The organism is Rugamonas sp., assembly GCF_025354735.1.
GTDB lineage: Bacteria > Pseudomonadota > Gammaproteobacteria > Burkholderiales > Burkholderiaceae_D > Rugamonas.
Window position 1 is genome coordinate 48223 of record NZ_JANXMI010000225.1, and the last position, 22478, is coordinate 70700.

Annotated in this window: 19 protein-coding genes and 3 pseudogenes; 5 read left to right on the forward strand and 17 right to left on the reverse strand. The window is 58.0% G+C overall.

Features of this window, described 5'->3' with window-relative positions:
• Positions 1 to 40: 40 nt before the first annotated feature.
• From Q0S71_RS18230 to Q0S71_RS18255, 6 genes are read right to left on the reverse strand one after another with little or no spacing between them, the layout of a single operon-like run.
• Complete coding sequence (locus tag Q0S71_RS18230) at positions 41 to 2245, reverse strand: DNA topoisomerase 3 (protein WP_295998950.1); 2205 nt, start codon at positions 2243 to 2245, stop codon at positions 41 to 43.
• A gap of 8 nt (positions 2246 to 2253) precedes the next feature.
• Entirely contained in the window at positions 2254 to 2796 is a 543-nt protein-coding gene (gene traF, locus Q0S71_RS18235; protein ID WP_295998953.1) for a conjugative transfer signal peptidase TraF, read from the reverse strand.
• On the reverse strand, positions 2793 to 4772 hold the full coding sequence (locus Q0S71_RS18240; protein WP_295998956.1) for a type IV secretory system conjugative DNA transfer family protein: 1980 nt from the start codon (positions 4770 to 4772) through the stop codon (positions 2793 to 2795). The genes traF and Q0S71_RS18240 overlap by 4 nt, the downstream gene beginning before the upstream one ends.
• Positions 4769 to 7267 (reverse strand): TraI/MobA(P) family conjugative relaxase, encoded by a 2499-nt coding sequence (gene traI / locus Q0S71_RS18245; RefSeq protein ID WP_367185317.1) that lies wholly within the window; start codon positions 7265 to 7267, stop codon positions 4769 to 4771. Before traI ends, Q0S71_RS18240 begins: the two co-directional genes overlap by 4 nt.
• Before the next feature lie 34 nt (positions 7268 to 7301).
• Entirely contained in the window at positions 7302 to 7673 is a 372-nt protein-coding gene (traJ, locus tag Q0S71_RS18250) for a conjugal transfer transcriptional regulator TraJ (RefSeq protein WP_295998961.1), read from the reverse strand.
• A gap of 12 nt (positions 7674 to 7685) precedes the next feature.
• A complete protein-coding gene (locus Q0S71_RS18255; protein WP_295998963.1) occupies positions 7686 to 7898 on the reverse strand; it encodes a hypothetical protein in 213 nt (70 codons plus the stop codon).
• Positions 7899 to 8242: 344 nt separating this feature from the next.
• Here Q0S71_RS18255 and Q0S71_RS18260 point away from each other — a divergent pair, with 344 nt between their 5' ends.
• Genes Q0S71_RS18260 through Q0S71_RS18270 form a run of 3 tightly spaced genes read left to right on the forward strand, consistent with a single transcriptional unit; the run spans position 8243 to position 9809 of the window.
• Complete coding sequence (locus Q0S71_RS18260) at positions 8243 to 8644, forward strand: TraK family protein (RefSeq protein ID WP_295998965.1); 402 nt, start codon at positions 8243 to 8245, stop codon at positions 8642 to 8644.
• Positions 8644 to 9372: a conjugal transfer protein TraL gene (locus tag Q0S71_RS18265; RefSeq protein ID WP_295998968.1), complete on the forward strand. Its 729-nt coding sequence runs from the start codon at positions 8644 to 8646 to the stop codon at positions 9370 to 9372. The genes Q0S71_RS18260 and Q0S71_RS18265 overlap by 1 nt, the downstream gene beginning before the upstream one ends.
• A complete protein-coding gene (locus tag Q0S71_RS18270) occupies positions 9372 to 9809 on the forward strand; it encodes a conjugal transfer protein TraM (protein WP_295998971.1) in 438 nt (145 codons plus the stop codon). Before Q0S71_RS18265 ends, Q0S71_RS18270 begins: the two co-directional genes overlap by 1 nt.
• A 516-nt stretch (positions 9810 to 10325) precedes the next feature.
• Here Q0S71_RS18270 and Q0S71_RS18275 read toward each other — a convergent pair.
• The 3 genes from Q0S71_RS18275 to Q0S71_RS18285 are packed head-to-tail and all read right to left on the reverse strand — an operon-like array spanning position 10326 to position 12503.
• Positions 10326 to 10784, reverse strand: coding sequence for an ester cyclase (locus tag Q0S71_RS18275; RefSeq protein ID WP_295998974.1), 459 nt, complete (start codon positions 10782 to 10784; stop codon positions 10326 to 10328).
• A 36-nt stretch (positions 10785 to 10820) separates the two neighbouring features.
• Positions 10821 to 11426, reverse strand: a complete 606-nt coding sequence (locus Q0S71_RS18280) for a flavodoxin family protein (RefSeq protein ID WP_295998976.1) — start codon at positions 11424 to 11426, stop codon at positions 10821 to 10823.
• Between the two features lie 9 nt (positions 11427 to 11435).
• A complete protein-coding gene (locus tag Q0S71_RS18285; protein WP_295998981.1) occupies positions 11436 to 12503 on the reverse strand; it encodes an aldo/keto reductase in 1068 nt (355 codons plus the stop codon).
• Positions 12504 to 12619: 116 nt separating this feature from the next.
• Here Q0S71_RS18285 and Q0S71_RS18290 point away from each other — a divergent pair, with 116 nt between their 5' ends.
• Complete coding sequence (locus Q0S71_RS18290; protein ID WP_295998984.1) at positions 12620 to 13528, forward strand: LysR family transcriptional regulator; 909 nt, start codon at positions 12620 to 12622, stop codon at positions 13526 to 13528.
• 163 nt (positions 13529 to 13691) lie between these two features.
• Positions 13692 to 14003, forward strand: coding sequence for a hypothetical protein (locus Q0S71_RS18295; protein WP_295998987.1), 312 nt, complete (start codon positions 13692 to 13694; stop codon positions 14001 to 14003).
• A 465-nt stretch (positions 14004 to 14468) separates the two neighbouring features.
• Here the strand turns inward: Q0S71_RS18295 and moaA are convergent, their stop codons facing one another.
• The 8 genes and pseudogenes from moaA to Q0S71_RS18335 all read right to left on the reverse strand — a co-directional run bounded on the left by moaA (position 14469) and on the right by Q0S71_RS18335 (position 22072).
• Positions 14469 to 15437, reverse strand: coding sequence for a GTP 3',8-cyclase MoaA (moaA, locus tag Q0S71_RS18300; RefSeq protein WP_295998990.1), 969 nt, complete (start codon positions 15435 to 15437; stop codon positions 14469 to 14471).
• Between the two features lie 65 nt (positions 15438 to 15502).
• Positions 15503 to 15841: a ferredoxin FdxA gene (gene fdxA / locus Q0S71_RS18305; RefSeq protein WP_295998993.1), complete on the reverse strand. Its 339-nt coding sequence runs from the start codon at positions 15839 to 15841 to the stop codon at positions 15503 to 15505.
• An 11-nt stretch (positions 15842 to 15852) separates the two neighbouring features.
• A pseudogene (locus Q0S71_RS18310) lies at positions 15853 to 16251 on the reverse strand (ferredoxin--NADP reductase); the annotation flags it as partial.
• Positions 16252 to 16396: 145 nt separating this feature from the next.
• Positions 16397 to 17060 (reverse strand): annotated as a pseudogene (locus Q0S71_RS18315) (IS5 family transposase); the annotation flags it as partial.
• A 64-nt stretch (positions 17061 to 17124) separates the two neighbouring features.
• Positions 17125 to 17454, reverse strand: a pseudogene (locus tag Q0S71_RS18320) (transposase); the annotation flags it as partial.
• A gap of 120 nt (positions 17455 to 17574) precedes the next feature.
• The gene (locus Q0S71_RS18325; protein WP_295998996.1) at positions 17575 to 18459 is read right to left on the reverse strand and encodes a hypothetical protein; all 885 of its coding nucleotides are present in this window, start codon (positions 18457 to 18459) and stop codon (positions 17575 to 17577) included.
• A gap of 247 nt (positions 18460 to 18706) precedes the next feature.
• The gene (locus Q0S71_RS18330; protein ID WP_295998998.1) at positions 18707 to 20320 is read right to left on the reverse strand and encodes an EAL domain-containing protein; all 1614 of its coding nucleotides are present in this window, start codon (positions 20318 to 20320) and stop codon (positions 18707 to 18709) included.
• A gap of 102 nt (positions 20321 to 20422) precedes the next feature.
• Positions 20423 to 22072, reverse strand: a complete 1650-nt coding sequence (locus tag Q0S71_RS18335) for a methyl-accepting chemotaxis protein (protein WP_295999000.1) — start codon at positions 22070 to 22072, stop codon at positions 20423 to 20425.
• Positions 22073 to 22478 lie beyond the last annotated feature (406 nt).

Consider the following 22478-nt stretch of genomic DNA (forward strand, 5'->3'; position numbering starts at 1 on the left):
CGGCGGTTTGGTCGGTCATGGTGTGCTCCTTGAAAGTTGATTACGCGGCGGCTGCAGACTTGGGTTTGCTGTAGTCGGGTTTGCCCTTGACATCGTTGTACGACTGCTTGCAGGTCGGGTAGTCGCTGCAGCTCCACCAGAAGGTGCCCTTCTTCTTCGGACTCGGGCGGCGTGACAAGCCCTTGCCGCACGCCATACACTTGTGCAGCTCCGAGACCTTCGGGACTTCCTTGGGTACTGGCTTACCCGCCTTGTCCTCGCACGAGTATTTGCAGCCATCGGTGTAGCCGCTGCAGCCCCAAAAGAATTCGTTCTTGTCCTTCTTCTTGATGCGCGCCAATGGCTTCGCGCATGTCGGGCAGGGATGGATATCGACCTTGATATCCAAGCCGTGCTCCTTGACGCCACCGACCTCGCCGGCGATGTACTCCATCAGCTCGGTGACGAACGACACCGTGTCGCGTTCGCCCGCCTTGATAACCTTTTGCTGCTCGTGCCAGAGCGCGGTCATGTCGGGGAATTTCGCCTGATCCGGCAGGGCGTCGTAGAACTCTTCGGCGGTCTTGGTCGGCACGATGTTCTTGCCCTGCTCGATCAGATAGGACCGGTCGAACAGCGTCTTGATGATGCTGTCCCTAGTGGCCGGCGTGCCGATCCCTCCGTGCTCCCCTTCCTTGCCCTTGTCCTTGTCGAGCAGCAGCTTGCGCAGGCGCTCGTCGCGGATGTACTTCGCCACGCGGGTCAGGTCCGTCAGCAGCGTTGCCATCGTGTACAGCGGCTGCGGCTTGGTCTCCTGCTTCGCCGCCTCGGCGTCGGTGCAGGTGCCGGAATGGCCTTCGCGCAAGGTCCGAATATCGACCTCGACGGCGTTCTCGTCCCCTTCCAGGTCTTCATTGCCAGCGTCGTTCTTGTACAGCGCAGCCCAGCCAAGGCGGGTCGTCACGTCGGCGCGCACCGCGAAGCGGTGGCCTGCGACCTCGATCAGAATATCGGTGCGGTCAAACTGCTGCTTGGGCCAGAATTGGGCGATGTAGGCGCGGGCGATCAGCAGATAGATTTTCTGCTCGCCCTCGGACAGGTTCGCCAGGTCTGCGACGGTCTCGGTCGGGATGATCCCGTGGTGGGCCGAGACCTTGGCCGAGTTGAAGGCGCGGCTTTTGATGGTCGGGTCGCCGCGCTGCGCGGCGCCGGCCAGGATCGGCGCCGTCTTGGCGACGGCGGCCAGCACGCCGGGCGCCTCGGCGTGCAGTTCGTCGCTCAGGTATTCGCAGTCGCTGCGGTTGTACGTGATGAGTTTGTGCTTCTCGCGCAGCGATTGGGTGATGTCCTTGGTCTCGTCGGGTTTGTAGCCGTACTTGCGCGAGGCGTCCGTCTGCAGCTTGAGCAGGTTGTATGGCAGCGGCGGGTGTTTTTCCTCGCGGGTAGTGCCGGCGCTGACGATCCGCGCCGGCTGGCCCTTGACGGCATCGGCGATGCCCTGGGCGTGCGACTCGCTGGTGAGGCGGCGCTTCTCGTCCACCGGGTCGCCCTCGGCCACCTGGTAGCGCGCCGGGAACGCCACGCCGGCAACGTCGAACTGGCCCGTGACGTTGTAGTAGTAGGCCTTCTCGTGCACCTTGAAGGCGCGGGTGCGGCGCACCACTAGGCCGACGATGGGGGTCTGCACGCGGCCCACGCTCATGACGCCTTGGTAGCCTTTCGCGCGCGCGGCCAGCGTGTACGCCCTGGTCAGGTTGTAGCCGTAGAGCTGGTCGCCCACGCTGCGCGCCTCGGCGGCGGCCGACAGACCTGCGAATTCCTTGTTGTCACGCATCGTAGCCAGCGCCTTCTTGACTGCGACGGTGGTGTTGTTGTTGATGAGGACGCGCTGCACCGGGAGCCGGCAGTTGGCGTATTCCAGGATTTCATCGACCAGAAGCTGGCCTTCCTCGTCCGGATCGCCGGCATTGACGACGCTGTTGGCCTGCTTGAGCAGGCCGGTGATGACCTTGAGCTGCTTCTGGCTGCTGGCATCGCCGCTGGGCTTCTTGCGCCAGGGGATATGCGACATCGGCAGGTCGTCCATGGACCACACCTTGTAGCGCTCGTCGTAGTCCTCCGGGTCGAGCAGTTGCAGCATGTGGCCGAAGCACCAGGCCACTTTGTCGTCGCCGCATTCATAGTAGCCATCCTTCCGGCTACCGCCGCCGAGGCCTTCAACGATGGCTTTCGCCAGGTCCGGCTTTTCCGCAATGAACAGTCTCATGACGCCTCCTACCAGGTGATGACCGGCACAATGACGGTCTGGATTTGGGAACGAAGAATCGGGCCGAAGTAGCGGCCGTCGAACGACTTGCCGTTCACGTCCGACATGACCAGGACCTCGTTGTCGCTGATAACGAATTTGGTGTGCTGGTAGCGCGGCAGCGGCCGGCCGTACTTGTCCATCACCATCGGCCCGCTGAGCGGCAACATCGCGCCGTTGACCGTCACGCCTTCGTTCGTGATGGCAACGGAGTCTTCTTTAGCGGCTAAAATTTTCTTCATCATGTAGCCGAGTTTGCCGGGGCAGAAACCGGTGGTCAGGTAGCCCCTCCGCTTGGCTTCTGCAATCGCCTCCACTGGCGGCGGGCATAACAGCACGTACGCGCCCTTCTCCACCGGCTTGCTGCTGGTCCAATACAAGCCGACCGGGATGCTCCTGGTGGTGTTGACCCGGCCGCCAGCGACGTAGAACATCAGGCCGAGCGTGGTCGCGGCCAGGCCCGTGATCGCGGTCACGATGGTGATCTTGCGCAGGATGGGTTTGATTTTCATAGCGTGATCGCCTTCTCTTCGGTCGCGGCGCTGGTGGCGCGCACCTTGTCGCTGTGTTTGGGTTCTTCGACGGCGGCGCGCGCCGCGAAGGTCTTGTCCTGGAAGTACAGCGGCTGGCGGCCGTAGATGGCCGGGAAGCCCGCCACGTAGACCACCATGTCGCCGGCCTCCACGATCAGCTCGCCGTCCTTCTTCGGCCCTGGCATGCGCAGACATTCGTCGGTCGTCAGCAGCGGGCGCTGCACTTCCTGGATGGTGCGCGACACCTGGCCCAGCAAGCCGCTGGTGCGTCGGCCGCTGGTGGTGATCTGTTCTTTCGCCACCGTCGTCGTCCCGGTCAGTTTGGACAGGTGATCGGCGGTCTCGACCCTGTTTGGCGGGTAGGCGTTCTGGACGTGACAGTTCGACGTAATGGTTTCGTCGGGGCCATAGCCGGTCTCCCTGCTCTTGAGCTGGTTGATGTCCTGGCAGATCAGGTAGAACTTGATACCGTAGCCGGCCACGAACGCCAGCGACTCCTGCAGGATTTCCAGCTTGCCGAGGCTTGGGAACTCGTCAATCATCCCAAGCAGCCGATGCTTGTATCCCTTCTTGGAACGAATGTAGGTCTCGGCGGCTTGGGTGATGCCGGCCTTGGCGAGCAGCCGGCGCCACCAGGGCATGCCCGCCTGGATGCGCTCGAATTCCATCTTGTCGGCCAGCAGGCGCACGATCTGGTTCATCATGATCCGCACCAGGGGGCGCAGGCGGGCTTTGTCGTTCGGCTGCGTCACGATGTAGAGGCTGACCGGGCTGTCGTGGTTCATCAGGTCCTTGATGCGGAAGCTGGACGAGCTAACGTTGCGCGCCACGATGGGATCGCGGTACAGGGCCAGGTAGGATTTGGCGGTGGACAGGACGGACCCGGCCTCTTCTTCCGGTCGGTCCATCATGTCGCGGGCGGCGGCGCCGACCGCTGGATGGTTCTTGCCGTTGACGTGACTGTACGTCGCCATTTCCATCCACAGCTCGGCCGTGCTGCGGTTGGGATCGGCGAGCATGTGGTCAACATACGGCAGCGATGCCGGCGTGCCTTCGTTCTTCTTCTTGTACAGCGCGTGTAGGATGACACCAACCAGAAGTGCCTGGCTGGTCTTCTGCCAGTGCGTTTCCAGGCCCTTGCCGTCCGGATCGACAATCAGCGTCGCCAGGCTTTGCACGTCGCCGACTTCGTTGCCGCTGCCGACCCGGATTTCATCCATAGCGTTGTGGAACACCTCGCAGTTCGGATCGGCCGGCTCGAAGCGCAGCACCTTGTTCTTCGCGTACTTCTGCCGCCAACCGGCAGTCATCGCCCACAACTCGCCTTTCAGGTCGGTGATGACGCAACTGTCGGGCCAGGAAAGCAAGGTGGGGACCACCAGGCCGACACCCTTGCCCGAACGGGTTGGCGCGTACGTCAAAACGTGCTCGGGGCCGTTGTGGCGCAAGTATTGGAGCTTGCCCTTGGCATCGACCCAAGCCCCGACGTAGACGCCGTTGCTGGCGGCCGGCTGGGCGCCGCGCATAATCTCATGCCATTTGCGCGGGCGTGGCAGCAGGCCCGCGTCTTGGATATCCTTCTTGTTCGCCCAGCGGGCCGAGCCGTGCAGGTATTCGTTGACCTTCGAGGTGTTCGCCATGACCATCTTGACCACGACCAGACTGATGAGGCCGACGCCGGCCACCGACACGCCGACGCTGCCGGCGCGCATGAACGCGTCCGGGTATTGCCCGTACCACTTGCTCGCCCAATGGATGATCCCCCACGGCGCGTAGAAGTGGTTGACGTGCGCGCCGAGGGCGTCCTGGTAGCGCATGTCGTTCGCGAAGAACTGCGTTGCTGCCTGCAGACCTCCCCCCAGCGACAAGACCGCTAGGGCCGGGATGACTTTCCCTGGCCCTGGCTTCTTGGCGCGCACCTGCGGTCCTACCGCATTGTTGAAACGGTCGTTCATCTGCTTCTTCCTTTCGTTTTGATGGCACCTTTCGCGGTCACACTGATTGGCTCCCCAACCGTTACCCGTTTGAGGCGGCGGGCGGTTGCGTCGTCCACTGGCAAGACCATGACCTCTTCGCCCTGCTTGAGCAGAGCCAGAGCCTGCCCGTCGATTTGACGCATACCGCCGAATAGCACAGTTTCATCATTAGTAAAATTGTATCGTATATGCTTCGGTATATCGAATATTTTAGTGCGTTTTTGCTCTCGCTCAGCGATATATTTGTCGGCGGCGGCATCGCCCGCCGATTTCTTGTCGAGTCCGAAGATGTCGCGACGAATCCCCGCGTCCGTCAGCGTCGCCTTCGACGCCACGGGCTGCTGCGCCACGGTCGGCGCCAGGCTCGGCGCTGGCGTCGGTGCCGCCGCGCCGCCGTGGTCGCCGATGCTGATGGCGCCGAGTTGAGACAGCGGGCGCAGCCTGTCCTTACTGGCGGGCGGGGGTGAGCTGCCGAGTTTCCCGATGTTGGGTTTGCCGATGTTCGTCTTGGCGGTAGGTGCCGGCCGGATCGCGCCGGCTGGCCTTACTCTTCCTGGCCCACGTAAATCCCGTCGCACCCGGTTATTTGGTTTGGCTCCTTGCTGCTCCACACCACCAGGTACATGACGCGGCAATAGCATTTCACCTCTTTCGGCGACGTGAACCACACCGAGTTCGGACACACCTCGCACAGCGTTCCGGGCTTGGGGCGACGGGCGCTGTCCAGCTTTTCCAGTGTCGGGCTTAATGCTGTCGGCATGTCCGTGTCGTCCTGGACCTGCTGCGGCGCCGGCTCGCGCTGCGCTTGCGGCGCGGCTTGCGGCTGCGCGAGCAGCGGCTTGTCCAGGGCTTCCATCGCGTCCGCGATCAGCTCGTCCTCGGACCTGGCGTTTGTTGTGTCTGCTGTTGCTTCCATAGGTGCTCTCCTTCGTGGTGTGGTGTTGGGTCAACTGCTGCCGGCGCGCTTCCTGGGTGGCGTCAGCAAAGCTGATCGGGAGGTTGGCGGCGGCTGCCGCCCGTACGATTTTTTCCTTGAATTCGGCCGTGCCGTTAACCGTGATGACCGGACCGTACCGCTCGGCGGCCATGCGCAGCGCCGCCTGCATGGCCGCGTCGTCCGCGCCCCGTGAGACGTTGAGCTTGTCGCCATCGTCGCGCACGGCGCTGGCGCCGACCTTGTAGATGATCGTGCCGCGCTTGGTGATGCTGTCGTGCTTGGAAGGGGTCGCGCCGGCCTTTTGAGCGCCCTTCCCTGCCACCGTATTCCCGCGCAGCCCCGTAGAGTCCTCACGAGATCGCAAGGCCTCCAGAGCCTCCTGATCGCCCGCTGTGGCTTCCTTGCGCAGCCAGTCGGCCCATGCCATGCGCTGGTACTTGTCATAGATCGCCTGCCGCTCCAGCATGTACTGCTTGTTGATGGCGGCGATGTCGTCGCGCAATGCCTTGCTGGTCGCGGCGTACATCAGCTTCTTGCCGATTCCAGGCGCCCCGCTGATCTTGATCGCGGCCCGCTTCAACCGGTCCGCGCGCTTGGCATCTTCGACCAGCCTGTTCTTGCGGGCGATGGCCTTGGCCCACTCGGCCGCCCTTTCGGTCGTCGCTGTTTGCTGGGCTTGCTTGTACTTAGCGTGCAGTTCGACCGTGTTGATCTTCGAGCGCATCGGCTTCTTCTCGTAGCGCTTCTTCGGCGCCGCCGCATCCGATGCCTGGGACTTCGTGAAGCTGCCCAAGCGCCCTTCCAGGTTTTTCTTGGAAAACTCCCGGTGGACCGAGCTGGCCTTGACGCTGATGCCGTTCTCGGCGCTGATGACCAGCCCGTTCGCGTGCTCGCGGATTTCAAGCCCGTGGTCGCGCATCACCTCATGCAGCGACGACCAGGACTGCGCGCCGCGTATTTGCTCCTGGCATTCGCGCTTGATCCAGCCCAGCAGGCTCTCCACGTCCGAATGCCGCTCCATGTCCGAGGCCCGGTTCTCGCTCCCGTTTTTGTTTGCTTGGTGGTTGACCTTCTGCATGCCGTATTCGACCTCAAGCTTGTCGCAAAGCTGGCCCAAGACGTGATAGGCGTTGAACGGCTCGTGGATGGTGTAGCGGGTCGGGTGAATCTTGTTGATCGCGATGTGGATGTGCAGGTTGTCGGTGTCGTGGTGGACGGCGCTGACGCGCTGGTGTTCGCTGAACCCGATGACAGCGCAGATGCGCTCTTCGATGGCCTTCAAGGTCGCCGCGTCAGGCTCCTCGCCGACGGGGAAGGCGACGATCAGGTGATAGGTCTTGTCCGACGACGACCGGGTGTTCTGGATTTGCGTGTTCAATACTTCGAGCATGGCGATTTCCGCCTGCTCGGACTGGCAATTGGTGGTGGTGATCGTGCCAACCCGCTCGTTCTTGTCCTGGGGATCGGTCATGTACTCGACCAGTTCCGCGAAGTTGCTTTTCTGCGCGGATTCCATGGGAACGTGCCGGACGATCATTTGATCCGCCCGGAAACTTTAGCGGCTAAAGTTTTCACCGCTGCGCCCTGGGTATCAGCACCTCGCGCATGATGCCGTGCATCTGGTCCTGGGTTGTCTCGATCTTGGAGAGCAGGGCGCGTATCGTCGCCTCGCCGAACTCGGCCGTCCTCGCGTCGTTGGTGAGCCAGAGCTTCAACAGCCCGCCGAGCCGGCCGAGGTCGCCGTTGATGCGGGCCAGCTCTTCCACGCGGCGGTTGTCCAGGATGCTGCGCGCCTCGTATCCCTGGCCGATGTTGCGCAGGAAGACAGCCACCGGAAGGTTGGCCGCCCTCGCGTTGCGTGCAATTTGCTCTTCCTCGTCCGGTAGCACGGGCACCCGCAGGTGCTTGTACTTCCGGGTCACTTTTGTTGCCTTGTCGGTCATGCCTTGGCTCCGTCAGTCTTCTTCGATGACGAGGTGATCGGGCGACTCCCCAGCCCATTCCTCGCACACCGCGTTCAACCTCATTTCCAGGTCGGTGACTGTCGCCTCGTCGCTGGCCGAGGCGATTTTTTTGAGCGTGTCGTAGTGCAAGACGAACCACGTCACGCTGCCGTCAGTGAGGGCTTCGCTGTTGGTTGTGAAGGGGCGGTTGCTCTTGTCGTTCATGGTGCTGTCCTTGACTGTGGGGTTGCTTTTGGCGGCGGTAGCCGCCTGCCTCGCAGAGCAAGAGTCCCGTTGAGCGCCGCAGGCGCGAATAAGGGAGAGTGAAGAGAGATATCCCGCTTGCGGGATAGCTATCTTCACCTATCTTGCCCGACTCTCCGAGTCCATTACGCCAAGAAATGATACCACTCACTTTTCGATTTATCCGCTTTTAACTCAATCAAACAAGACTTTTTTGCAACGGATATGACGAAATAAACCGTATACGCTCTATAATCGTTCGTAGACCGGTAAAAATCGGCTAAAAATTGACACTAAATGGAATTCCCAGCAGATGAAAAATTGATATGGCGAAGTCTTATCCCGAGCAGCTTGCCGAGTGGGTGAAGCGGCGTGAATCGACTAAACGCGACAAGAACCTGGTCGCGTTTTTGGCGGTGCGTGATGACGTGAAGCTGGCCGTGGATGCTGGATACGCGGTCAAGACGATATGGGCCAACATGCACGAAGAGAAGCGGGTGGCCTTCGGATACGACACATTCCTCAACTATGTGAACCGCTACATACGCATGAAATCGACCAGGCCGTCCGATCCTGTGCCGGCCAAGACCAACCCGCAGCCGGCCATCGAGCGTGGCCGGCAAGTATCAAAACCCGCTCCCCAAAACCAGGGGCCAAAGATCAAGGCGCCGGACACTCCGACCGGCTTTACATTCAACTCGGAACCCAACGTGAAGGACTTAATATAATGTCAAAAGTACACTTTGTTTTGCAAGGGAAGGGTGGCGTAGGGAAGTCGGTAACAGCGGCGTTCCTGGCTCAATTCCTCGGCGAAAGAGGCGGCGAATCACCAACCAATATCGACACCGATCCCGTGAACGCGACATTCCACGGTTACAAGGCGCTCAATGTGAAGCGCCTCCAGATCATGGAAGCGGACGAGATCAATCCCCGCAGCTTCGACACCCTGATCGAGATGATCGCGGCGGCCAAGGGCGATGTGATTGTTGACAACGGCGCCAGTTCCTTCGTCCCGCTGTCGCATTTCCTCATCAGCAACCAGGTGCCGGCGTTGCTGGGTGAAATGGGACGCGAACTGGTGATACATACCGTTGTGACAGGTGGCCAGGCTCTTCTGGACACGATCAGCGGCTTCAACCAGCTCGTGAGCCAGTTCCCGTCCGAAGCGTTGTTTGTGGTGTGGCTCAATCCGTTTTGGGGACCGATCGAACATGAGGGCAAGGGCTTTGAGCAGATGAAGGCCTACACGACCAATAAGGGTCGGGTTTCCGCGATCATCCAGATTCCGTCGCTCAAGAAGGAGACGTACGGCCGCGATCTGAGCGACATGCTGCAGGAACGGTTGACGTTCGACCAGGCCATCGCACAGGAATCGCTGACCATCATGACCCGTCAGCGCCTCAAAATCATCAAGGGCCAGGTCTACGGCCAGATGGAAAACGCGACGGTGCTGTGATGAGCGACCAATTGGAAGAACTCATCAAGGAAATCGCCAGCAAGCACGGGATCGTAGTTTCACGCGACGATCCGATCCTTGTCCTGCAGACGATCAACAATCGACTGCTGCAGGACAGCTCCAAGGCGCAGCAGGCCCAGCTCGACCAGTACAAGGAGGAATTAGAGCAACTGGCACTCAGATGGGGAAATGACGCCAGGGAAAAAGCAGAACGCATCCTCAACGCGTCCCTCTCGGCCGCCAAAGATGCCATCGACCAGCTCATGCAGGAGGGCGCGCGCAGTACGGCCGCTGGGGTGTCGAAGGAAATCGACGCCGCCCTCGCCAAGTTCGCCGGTCCTGTGCGCGACGCCCACAGGATCGCCAAGCTGAACGTGTTCGCCGCGTGCGTTACGATGGCAGCGGCGGCCGTCGCGCTTTGGGTTGTGTTGCATTGAGTAGCTGTAACGGCTCGCGTTTGAAAACGGGCATGCTCGCATTCGACGCCGTTTTCGGCTCGAATTAACTGCAAATGACGGGGCGCCCGTGCTCACGCTATCTGCAAATGAGCTTGCAATCGACGGCGTCGGCTCGCATTCCATGGTGACGTGCTCGCGCTAACTGCAAACACCGGAAGGCCATGGACTTCGTCTCGTTTGAGTCTACACCATCGGGCGTCGATGTCTCGAAGGTGCCCGATCAACCCATGTGAGACACGAAAAGCGTCTCGATGGCAGCGCCTCGCATGGGTGTAGCTGTACGGTACAATCGCCCAAAGGCAACTTCCGCTTTCGGCCAAAACCGGACCTACAAGCTGGCCGAATTTCGAAGAAAAAAAGTATTGAGTTCCACAGCAGTAAGATGTCGCAAAAACTGAAAACTTGTTCTGCTCACATAGCGCGGGTCTTCATTCTCGGTGAGAGGCATCCGGCTACATCCGGCTTGTTATGACGGCCATGAAACCTGTAAGCCAGTCAGAAAAAGGGGCAACCTTGGGGTGGGAATTGTCCAATCTGCAAGAACAACCCGAACCAGTCTTCCATATGCCACGTAGTAGTAATCAAGCCGTTGGCAATCGAATGAAATTCGTGCAGGCGGAAGCTCACCTTTTTTCCAGTTGGCGCGATGCCGAACAATTCACCCAGGTGGGTGCCACTGATCTCGGCCCGCACACCGATCTTGCCCGGCTCCTGGAGCATGTCATGGATCGTCACTTTCACATCCGGGAAAGCAGCGGCAACCATGCGAATGATGGGCTTGATTCCGGCCGGCCCGGCTTCCTGGCCTAGCGCTAATGGAAGATCTTCCCACGTGGGTGCAAGCACGGCATCCACCATATCGGGGTTTTGTTCGCTGAAGGCGCGATACAGCGTTTCGACGGCAATACGCTCGGCACGCAGTTGTTGGGATAATTCTGTGGCTGGCATGTTCATGCGATGCATTCCTAGTTTGGTTGAGAAGTTTTACTCTTACAGGTCATCCAGAGACATGCTGTTGAATGTATTTGGGAATAATTTTGCTGCAACACCGGCAACCCGCGCGCCGTAAAGACGGGCCGTTTCCAGATCCCCTGGCGACATTTCATCAGGCGATGCATCAGCGGGTGTTTGCGCCATCGGGCCGAGAAACGACCCCATGCGATTGATATCGTCGCGCTGCGATGCCTTGGTGTTGGACGATTTCATGCCCACGCCTACCCAAATACCGCGATGCTGCGCCGCCAGCAACGTGAAATACTGGAGTGTCGCCATTTTGTCCCCATTGATACTCGCGCTGTTGGTAAAGCCGCCAAAAATCTTGTCTTTCCAGAGATCCCCAAACCACTGCTTGGATGACGCGTCCGCGAATTTTTTGAATTGCCAACTCGGCCCGCCCATATACGTCGGCGAACCGAGAATGATGAAGTGCGCTGCATCGACCTTTGCCCACGCTTCGTCAGGCAGGTTGCCTCCGGCGTCGATTGACAACAGGGACGCTTGCGCGCCTCCGGCAACGGCTTCGGCCATCCTTGTCGTGTGGCCGTAGCCTGAATGAAAAATAACAACGCCGTTTAATTCAGTTGAACTTATGCTCATGAGAAACCTTTAACGTGGGGTGGGGGAAGTCGTGGCGGGCATGATTTGCTGACCTGAAGGCATACGTGTCGGCGCAGTCCGTTCAAGCATCCAGCCAGGGTATTCAGGCGCGAGTTGGCTGACTTTGTCGAGCGCGGCGAGATCATCGGCGTTGAGTTCGATAGAGACGGCCGCCAGGTTCTGCGCGACCTGCTCAATCCGTTTGGTGCCAATAATGACCGACGTCACAAAAGACTTCGCCAGCACATAAGCCAGTGCGATGCCTGCGACACTGGTGGCATGTTTCTCGGCAATTTGACTCATGGTCGCCACGCATTCCCACGCTTTAGCCTTGTCGACGGGTGGGAAATCGAACGTTGCGCGCCGTCCCTCGCTCGTTGCGTCAGGAACGTACTTGCCCGACAGCAGACCGCCGGCCAGCGGTGACCAGACCAGAAGGCCCATCTTTTCTTCGGTCAGCATCGGCGCGATTTCCCGCTCCAGGTCGCGGCCGGCAATGGAGTAATAGGCTTGGACTGTTTCGAAACGCGAAAAGCCATGGAGATTGGCCAGGCCATTGGCTTTGGCGATACGCCAGGCGGGCCAGTTCGAAACACCGGCGTAGCGCACCAGGCCGCGGGAAATGAGGTCATCGAGCGCGCGCAGCGTTTCCTCGATCGGCGTCACGGGATCGTTGGCGTGCAACTGGTACAGGTCGATGTAGTCCACCTGCAACCGCTCCAGGCTTGCTTCGACCGCGTCCATGATATGCCCGCGCGAGGCGCCCCGGTCATTTGGACCAGGGCCCGATGGATTGAAGACCTTTGTGGCGATGACGACATCCTTGCGCGCCACGCCAAGGTTTTTCAATGCCTGGCCAAGCATGCGCTCGGAATGGCCATGCGTGTAGACATCCGCCGTGTCAAAGAAATTAATCCCTGCGTCGATGCATTGCTTGACGATTGCGTCGGCAGTTGGCTGATCCATCCCGGCGATATCGTGGTACAGGCCGGCCTGCCCGGCAGGGCCAAACGTCATTGTCCCGAGACAAAGCTCCGACACGAAAAGCCCGGTGTTACCCAGTTGGTTGTAGCGCATCGTTCTCTCCAAATTGTGGAGCAACCTTGCCTGCTCCAGAAGTGTCCAGTATGTATCGCGCGACTTATGCTATAAAGTACGCCAATAAAAACCCATTGTTATCTCAATAAATCACAATGCAAAATCTGGACGCACTGGCGATCTTTGTTCGCATCGCAGAAATGGGCAGCTTTACGCATGCGGCAGAAAGCCTGGGCATACAAAAAGGCCGCGCCTCGAATGTGGTGCGCCAGATCGAAGCACAAATGGGCGCGCGCCTGTTGCACCGATCCACCCGCACGGTGCAGCTGACCGAAGATGGACGCGACTTTTACACGCGGGCGCGTGGACTACTGGCGGATGCGGACGATTTGGCTTCCATGTTCAGTGGCACCGATGCGCCTTTGAGCGGCCGCATCCGCATCGACCTGCCAACCGAATTCGCGCGGCTGATCGTCATTCCGGCGATGCCGACGTTTATTCAAGCGTACCCCGGCGTCGAACTGGAAATTTCGAGCACCGACAGGCGCGTTGACCTGATCCAGGAGGGCATGGATTGTGTGCTGCGCGTTGGCGGCATTTTCGACGAGACACTGGTGGCCCGCCGGCTGGGGACCTTAAGAATGGTCAATGCGGCGAGCCCTGCCTGTCTCGCGCGCCATGGTGTCCCACAGACGCTGCAAGATCTGCTGGTGCAACGCCATCGGATGGTGCACTACACGCCCACACTGGGGACCCGGCCGTTTGGATGGGAATATCCGGAAGGCGACGGCTACGCAGTGCTGCCGCTGCCGGGATCCGTGAGCGTGAACAATGTACAAACCTACCATGGTGCGGGACTGGCTGGGCTCGGGCTTATTCAGGCTGGATTGCCGAGCCTAGCTCAATTCCTCCAAAGTGGCGAGCTGGTCGAAATTCTCCCCGATCTGCGTCCTGAACCCTTGCCAGTATCTGTCGTGGTGGCGCACCGGCATAATCTGTCGCGGCGCGTGCGCTTCTTTATCGACTGGCTTGAGCAGACCTTACAGCCTTATCTGGATCACTGATACATCGCCATGATTTATTTAGAAGGTGACGTCCCAGCATATGTTCGAAGGGCAGCTTTGGGTCGTTAACAGACTGTGAGTGATGGACTGCATTCGGCCAAAAGCGGTCATAGCTCATGGACGCCGAAATTGCTGTATCAACAATAATGGATGTGGGTTAAGTATGTACAAGTACGTAGTTCGTATGGGGCACGGTAGCAATGAACTTCTCATAGAATTCAAGAGCCGTGCTTCGGATGCTGACTTTAGACATGCTTTAGGAACGGCTTTGTCGCCCGTGGGCATTGAGCTTCTGTGGGATGGAAACTACCTGAACAGCAAGAACACGGTTTCACCAAGTCCCTTAAAAGCTGCCTTTGTGGAAAGTGATCAATGGGATTTCGTTTGGGCAGGCTCGTGCGGGCAAACGAACAAGGAAGATATCGTTGTGCTTGAACGAGCCCTAGCCAAGTCAGATAGATTTTCTAAGGGCTAACTGTCTGGCTGTGAATGTCAGCTTTGGGTCGAATCCGGCCTGTCACCGTAGGTATAATTTCACTTGCAGTTAGCGCGAGCACCTCGCCGTCGAATGCAAGTCGGCGCCATGGATTGCGAGCATATTTGCAGATAGCGTGAGCACGAGCCGTCCGTCATTTGCACTTAATCTGAGCCGGGAAGCGCGTCGAATGCGAGCATGGCCCGTTTCAAACGCGAGCCGCTACAAGTAGCGCCTTCTGTCTCAGTCGGCGCCGGTAGATGTAACGGCTCGCGTTTGAAAACAGTCGTGCTCGCATTCAGCTCCGTTTTCGGCCCAAATTAACTGCAAATGATGCGGTGCCGTGCTCACGCTATCTACAAATGAGCTTGGGAAGCCCACAGAATTCGGAAAAAATAGTACTCTAAGCGTTTTTAGGCAGAGTTTGATCCACAAAGCAGCTATTCGGAGGCGCTCCCGTGGGGCTCAGCCACCTGTAGCCGACATGAAACGCACAATTTTATGTGGTTGCTCTTTAAACTCATGCCTTTCAGGTTTAAGTTCTATGGCGTGTCGAATCGTGGTCACAATTTCGGCGTCGGATGCGCCACCTCGCAGCAGCGGGCGGAACTCAACGTGTGCCTCCTGTCCCAGGCAAAGGTAAAGCGTGCCATCGACGGTCAGCCTGACCCGGTTGCAGCTTTCACAGAAGTGTTGTGAAATCGGAGTGATCAGACCCAAGCTGAAGCGGCCGTCCGGGGTGCGAAAATAACGCGCAGGGCCGGCGCCGATCGGTTCGATGTGATCAATCAACCCAAACTTACGTTGAAGGCGTTGGATCACCGGTTGCAAGTCCAGAAACTCGGTTCTGCGACCAGTCTCTCCCACCGGCATTGTTTCGATCAGACGTAGTACAAAACCGCGATCCATGCAAAACGAAACCATATCTTCGATTTCGTCATCATTGACTCCCCGCATGGCCACCATGTTGATCTTGATTGGAGCAAATCCAAGCTGTTGCGCATGCGCCAAACCCGAAAGCACTTGCTCAAACGCTGCGCGGCCGGATATCTGTTGGAATCGCTCTGGCTGCAGTGTGTCAAGACTAACATTTAGTCGCGACACACCTGCGGCCTTAAGTGCCGCGCCGTGCTTTATCAACTGTGTACCGTTGGTCGACAGCGAGAGATCGTTGAGGCCAGGCAGTTTCGCCAAGCGCTCGGCAAGTTGCGGCAGATTTCTTCTCAACAGCGGTTCGCCCCCTGTCAGGCGCACGCGGCTGACGCCGAGTCTGGCAAAGATGCCCAAAAGGCGTTCGATTTCCTCGAATGTCAACCAATGCGCCGGTTCCTCGAAGTTCTTGAATCCCTCAGGCATGCAGTAGCGGCATCGCAGGTCGCATCGATCCGTTACCGAGAGGCGTAGGTAGTCAATTCGGCGGCCGAAACGGTCCATCAAATTGGTCGTTCCTGACGTTCCAGAAGAAAGCATTTGTCTATTCCCTAGAAAGGTCGCAATGGTTAAGCGTCGCCGCGATCGAGGTACTGGCGTTTGCCAGCAACCTGCGACCATTTTTCGTGGTCAGGCAGCGGCTCTTTTTTCTGCGAAATCGGTTTCCAGTCGAGATGCTTGGCGAGGACTGCATTGAACTCGATGAAATCGCACTGGTCAGCGGGCACGTCCTCTTCCGCAAAGATCGCGTTCTCTGGACATTCAGCCACACATACCGCGCAATCGATACATTCATCAGGATCGATTACCAGAAAGTTAGGACCTTCACGAAAACAATCGACTGGGCAAACATCGACACAGTCCGTGTATTTGCATTGAATACAGGATTCAGTAACAACAAATGTCATCGCCAAACTCCCTATTTCTCGACGAAGGCGCGTTCGATGACGTAATCGCCGGGTTCGCCCTGCGCGGGCGAGATGACGAAGCCGCAGGCATCGAGGAGATGGCAAGTATCCTGCAGCATCGCGGGACTGCCGCAGATCATTGCGCGGTCATGTTCGGGGTTGATAGGCGGCAACCCTGTGTCGGCAGCAAGTTTGCCACTTCCGATGAGGTCGGTAATCCGCCCTTGATACTTAAACGGTTCGCGCGTGGCCGTGGGGTAGTAGATCAGTTTGTCGCGCACCAGGTCGCCAAGAAGTTCGCTTTGCGGCAAACCTTGCGTAATGAAATCGGCGTACGCGAATTCACTGATAATACGCACTCCATGCACCAGGATCACCTTGTCGAAGCGCGCGTAGGTATCCGGGTGTTGGCGCCGACGCCGAATTGACCCATGCGCCGACCCGCGACTGACCCACCCGCGATCGATGCGGACCCAGCAATGACATTGGTCCGCGAGCCTCCCGAGTGGGTCAGTGATTTCTCGGCAGATGGGTCAATTCGGCGTAGGCGCCAACATTCTTGCGAGCTGGAATAACCGCCAGTGCCCCACGTCGCGCGATCGCGTCATGACAACCTTTTGGTGTCGTAGGCACCATCGCCGCTGACGCTGGCTACGGTCTCATCGGCGGGGATCTGGTCGAGCAGGCATGACAGCATCGGCGCATCGCCTGTGGCGTTGTCGGTTACTTCAATGGCCCGGATTTCCAGAGTGGCCGAGTCAATGCCAAGGTGAACCTTACGCCACTGGCGACGGTAGTCGGCCCCATGTTTTTTGGTCTTCCACTCGCCTTCGCCCAGCATCTTGATCCCAGTGCTGTCTATAAGGAGGTGCAATCCCGTTGTCGTCGGCTGCGCTCCGATTGTTACCGATAGATGCTTCTGGCGCCGGCTAACGGTGCTGAAATCAGGCACTTGCCAGTCCAGGCCAGAGAGTCTGAGCAGACTTTGCGCCATGCCCATCGCGTGGCGCAGGGCCAGATTGAACAAGCCCTTTATGGTCAGGCAGAACTGGATCGCCGCTTCGCTGTATTTCGGGCGTCGGCCCCGCTTGCCGCTTGCACTGCCGTGCCAGCACATGTCCTTGTCTAGCCAGATGAGCAGCGAGCCGCGCGCCTTCAGCGCCGTGTTGTAGTCTTTCCAATTGGTCGTTCGGTACTTTGGTTTCGCTGGTGCATTCATGGCGTCAGTTTACCTCGCGCCCAGGCTTGACCGTTGAACGAACCAATTTATGCAACAAAGTGTTGCGGCGGAATTTCAACAGCGTCGTTGCGTCGGGCGCCGACTCGCGATTGAGGCCGATGCCGACGAAACCTCGGATCGCCTGGCTGTCGTAGATCGCGTCCTCGATCCCTTCGTCGGACAGCCCGAAACACTGCTGGGCAACGTACATGCGCAGCATGCGCGCTAAGCCGATTGGAGGGCGGCCGGCAACTTCGGCCTTCGGATAGAACGGCGTGATCAACTGATGCAATTGCGACCAGGGCGTCACCTTGTCGATCTCGGCGAGGAAACGGTCGCGCCGCGTCAACTTCTTCTTGGCGGCGTATTCGAGATCAGAAAAGCTCTTCTGCATGATCGACGGGGCAGCGGTGGATGTGCCAATATTGTCTCAGGTCTCGCTGCCCTACGGAAAGGGGCCGGAAGAATAAATCAGCGCTTCCCTAACGGCTTGTCGGTACAAATAATACGATTGTTACTTGCCTTTTTCTGATTGCTGGCGCATTGAGTGCCAGAACTGCTGTGTGTACTCAGGGTATTTCCGATAAAAATCGATTGTCGTAGGGGCGTATCGCTCTACCGTGACAAGCGGCGGTTCAAGCTTGCGAATGTTTGCTCGAACGCTGGGCGTAGTGTTTAAATATCTTTGTAACCATAGTTCCGACTCCACGATCGCATCGATACGATGCGAGCTAAGTTTAGTCAAATTACTTTCTGGATTCTTGGCTACGTCTATGATCCATCCCTGTTTGTCAGCGGCTATCTTAGTCGACATTATTCCGGCAGATATCCCAATCCGGGGATTTTGAACGTTAAGCCGGGTGCCGTCCCACCGTATGTCATTGTCATCATCCCTAACGTAGATCCATAGCCGGTCGCGCACTATAATTAAGCTGGAATCTAGAGCTGTTCCTCGCATAGGAAAGGCCAGCGGTAACGTGCTCAGCAGTGCAGGCCCGACACCGGGTACAACATCGACGGTTTTTGCTCGTAGTTCAGCCACCAAGCGGTTGAGAGGCAACCTTCGTATCGAGACGATGGGTTTGCAGTCCCCGCCTGCGAGCGCATTTCGGGTCCACACAACAAGGTCACCGGGAATTTCTTCAAGTGCTGTAGTACCGTTAAGAAGTGGTGATACAGGGAAGTCCGGAAAACCGACGCGTACCTCGGTAGGACATTGTGCGGCAATCACATAGGCAGGGCTAAGGGCCAACGTGACTACCAAAATTCTCAGCATCCTTGAGCTGAAATAAAAATCTCTACAGGCATGTTTCATGGATACCATTTCTACAGCCCAATCAGAAAAATTCAATTTAATTAAAATGCAACGACCAAGGGGACCTAAGGAACCGCTGATCAATTCGCTTTCTTAGCCAAGAATCGGTAACTGTGCAGTCGAATGTTGGCTCCGACGCCGAATTGACCCATGCGCCGACCCGCGACTGACCCACCCGCGATCGATGTGAACCCAGCAATGACATTGGTCCGCGAGCCTCCCGAGTGGGTCAGTGATTTCTCGGCAGATGGGTCAATTCGGCGTCGGCGCCGACAGCGGTCATGCTCAGCCAGGAAAGTTTCGTCCCGCCCCTCGCCAATGCGACAAAGCCCTATTTCGACTCTCCTGTTTCGCCAACGCGATGCGTGAACTGTTCGATCGACAGAGGTTTGGAGAAAAGCCATCCCTGCGCAAATTTCACCCCGTGTTCTCGCAAGTAGATGGCTTGCTGTTCTGCTTCAACGCCCTCTGCTACCATTTCCAGATTGAGCGACTTGGCCATTTCGATGATATGGTTAACTACATGGCTGGTTACACTTTCCATACCGATGGTGTCAATAAAAGCCTTGTCAATTTTCAGGCAATTGACTTGAAGACTCGTTAAATATGCAAGGCTGGAATATCCCGTCCCGAAGTCGTCGATGGCAGTGGGGATGCCCTCGACATTAAGTGCCTTAAGGTTTTGGTTGACGCGCTCATGGTTGATGAACACACGTTCGGTGGCCTCGACATGAAGTTGCCCCGGCTGAATACCCATGCGACTAATGCATTGTCTTAGACGGAAACATAGGTCGGAACTACACAAGTCCTCTGCCGAAAAATTAAGCGCGATGAAGATATCCGGATTGCGGGTAAGAAGCCCAGCCGCATCGCGCTCGAAGAGCGTAATTACTCGTTCGGTAATTTTTTCTATCAGATGATGTCGTTCGGCTTCCGGAATAAAGATGTCAGGGCCGATCAGGTCGCCATCGTCGAGTCGCCAACGCACTAGCGCTTCCGCGCCGACCGTACGCCCGGTCGCCAGTTCAACAATAGGTTGATATACTAGAAAAAACTGTTCGCGCTCCAGACCACGTTTGATCCTTGTAGGAAGTGATGCCTGTTGTCGAACGAATTGTCGAACGACAAATAGTAGACTTAAGCAAGTAAGAATCCCCAAAGGCGCAATCATCCAAGCGACCTGTCTCCAACTAGCCAGAATTTCTGAAGATCCAACAACCACGACTGCGGCGAAGTCGGCATTGGTGGAGCGCTTCCACGCGATCAAAGAACGCCCGTCGTAGCTAAAACCATCGAACTCGGAGTCGGGCCCCCGTATCCGATTGAAGTCAAAGTCTCCTCGACGCATCATAATATGTCTTTTGCTCCAACCCACCAAACCGATCACCAAGCCGCTGTCCACAGGCGATACATCCAGGATTGTGTCTTCATGAATCTCTACGCTGACTCCGGATGTCGCCTCCGTGATAATTAGCATCTTTCCGTCCAATAGCATGGGATGCCCTACGTTGTTGCGGATTAAATTTCCGGTCGCGCTTAAGTAGCTTGGTGATCCGATATTCACCGGTTTCTTGCCAAATGATGAACAGAGTAGCTGATCGTCTCTAGCAATACCCACGTCAAGAAGCAAATAGGACTTGACGACTATCTGGCGCATCAACTCAATATGAGACTCGCTGCAGACAATACCATCCGGTGAGCGTCTCAACGCCGCGAATGATGCCCGCGTCTGCGCACTAACGCGCAGTGCGCGACGCAATATGTCGGCGGCAATGGTTTCTGCCCTGTCCTGCTGCTGGCGCAGGCTGATACGACTAGACGCTAGGGCAACCGCGAGGCAGGGCCCAGCGATCGACAATACGCACAGCCCATAAATGATAATTAGACGTGGAATACCCTTGTCCATGGCACGCTGAAGATTTCGTACGTTCATCCAGATTGTCAAATTAGTCTCCACACCAGCTTGTTGGGCGATGACGTTTCGTGTGAGATATTGCGCCTGAAAGTACTTGAGCCATCCGGGCCATTTTCGCGTGCCTGCAATGTACTAAAACTTCCGTCCTGCGCTCAACAACGGAACAGAACCGTTACGTGTCTGCGGAGCGATGGCGCCAGTGACGAGCGTGAACATGCCAACGGCGCCGGCTAGGGCGCTGGCCTGCTCTTGCAACGAGGCGGTAGCGGCGGCAGCCTCCTCGACCAGCGCCGCGTTCTGCTGAGTCACCTCGTCCATCTGGACGATGGCGATGTTGATTTGGTCGATGCCGCTAGCCTGCTCGCGCGTCGCAAGGCTAATTTCGGCCATGATGTCAGTCACGCGCTGCACGCTGTCGACCACTTCATCCATCGTAGTTCCCGCCTGCGTTACCAGTTCGGTGCCCAAACTGACCTGCATCACGGCGTCGTTAATAAGAGTCTTGATCTCGCGCGCGGCCTCTGCCGAGCGATGCGCAAGATTCCGCACCTCGGAAGCAACGACCGCGAAGCCGCGTCCCTGCTCGCCCGCGCGCGCCGCTTCCACGGCAGCGTTGAGCGCGAGGATATTGGTCTGGAAGGCGATACCGTCAATAGTCGAGATAATCTCGACTATGCGCGCCGACGAGGCGTGGATGGAACTCATGGTCTGGATGACTTGGCTGACCACAGCACCGCCTTTGACCGCCACTTGCGACGCCGACTGCGCTAGCTCGTTGGCCTGGTGCGCATTGTCGGCGTTTTGACGCACGGTCGACGTAAGTTCCTCCATAGATGAGGCGGTTTCTTCGAGCGAGGCAGCCTGTTCCTCGGTGCGAGAAGACAGATCCAGGTTGCCGCTGGCGATCTGGCCCGAAGCCGTCGCCATAGTATCGGCACCGCTGCGCACGCGGCCTACCAGCGCCACGAGGCTGGCGTTCATCGCCGCCAGCGCCGTAAGCAGCTGGCCCGTTTCGTCCTGACTGTGGGCTGTGATGCGGCTTGTTAGGTCTCCCGACGCAACAGTCTGGGCAACGATCACAGCCGCGTTTATCGGTCCCGTGATCGCGCTCGTGATGTAGATGGCGCAGCCTATCGCAAGCAGCGCCGCGCCGATCGCGTAGGCGAGCATGACGTGCAGTGCTGAACGGGCTGCAATTGCGCCGTCGATCACGCTCTGCTTAGCCACTTTGTCGTTGAGCGCTTGCAGTACGTCGAGCGCCGTTTCGGCTTTCAAGAACAGCGGGCGCGAAGCCGTGTAGTCGCTGTAAAAGGTCACGAACAGGGCTTTCTGTTTCTCAGGATCGGCGTTAGCGGCCATCGCCTTCATCGAAGAGAATATCTTGGTATCCATGGCTTTCCACGTTGTCCAGTCGATCTCAAACTGCTTCCACAAGTGTGCCTCTTCATCGGTCTGCGGAAGGGGCAAGTACTGGGCCCAGCCCGTGTCGATGCTGGTCCAGGCTCGCTGATGCAAGCGGATCGCCTCGTCGAAGCGGCCGGCGGTCTGGTAGTCGTTTTCGTAAATGGCCGTAGTCAGCGCGGCGGCCGCAGTGGCGGTCTGCCCTTCACTGATTGACATTAGGCCCTGCACCGACGGCAGACGCACCGTCGCGACTTCATCTGCCGACCGGCTAACCGCCGAGATGCCTGCGTAACCGCAGGCGCCGACGACGACTAGCGCGATAAGCATGATGGACACGAGAATGGCAAGCTTCCATTTGATGCGTAAATTTTTGAACATGGGCGTTTTGTCGATAAGTGAGCAAGCGGCGAAGCACCGAAAAGTTGTCGCGCTACGGCGCGCATACTCGAACTATATAGTCGCGAAGGGTTAGGGTGGAGAGCCACTAGCTATTTTTAATTCGGCCGAACAACACTTTGTCCACCGTCTCGTGCGTCGGACTGGCAATTAAACCAGCCGGACCTGAGCGCGGCCCGTGCCAACTCAATACTGCCGAGAACCCCGACTGTTGGCGCCGACGCCAAATTGACCCATGCGCCGACCCGCGACTGACCCACCCGCGATCGATGTGGACCCAGCAATGACATTGGTCCGCGAGCCTCCCGAGTGGGTCAGTGATTTCTCGGCAGATGGGTCAATTCGGCGTCGGCGCCAACACGCCTGACGACCATCTATTCGATTGAGC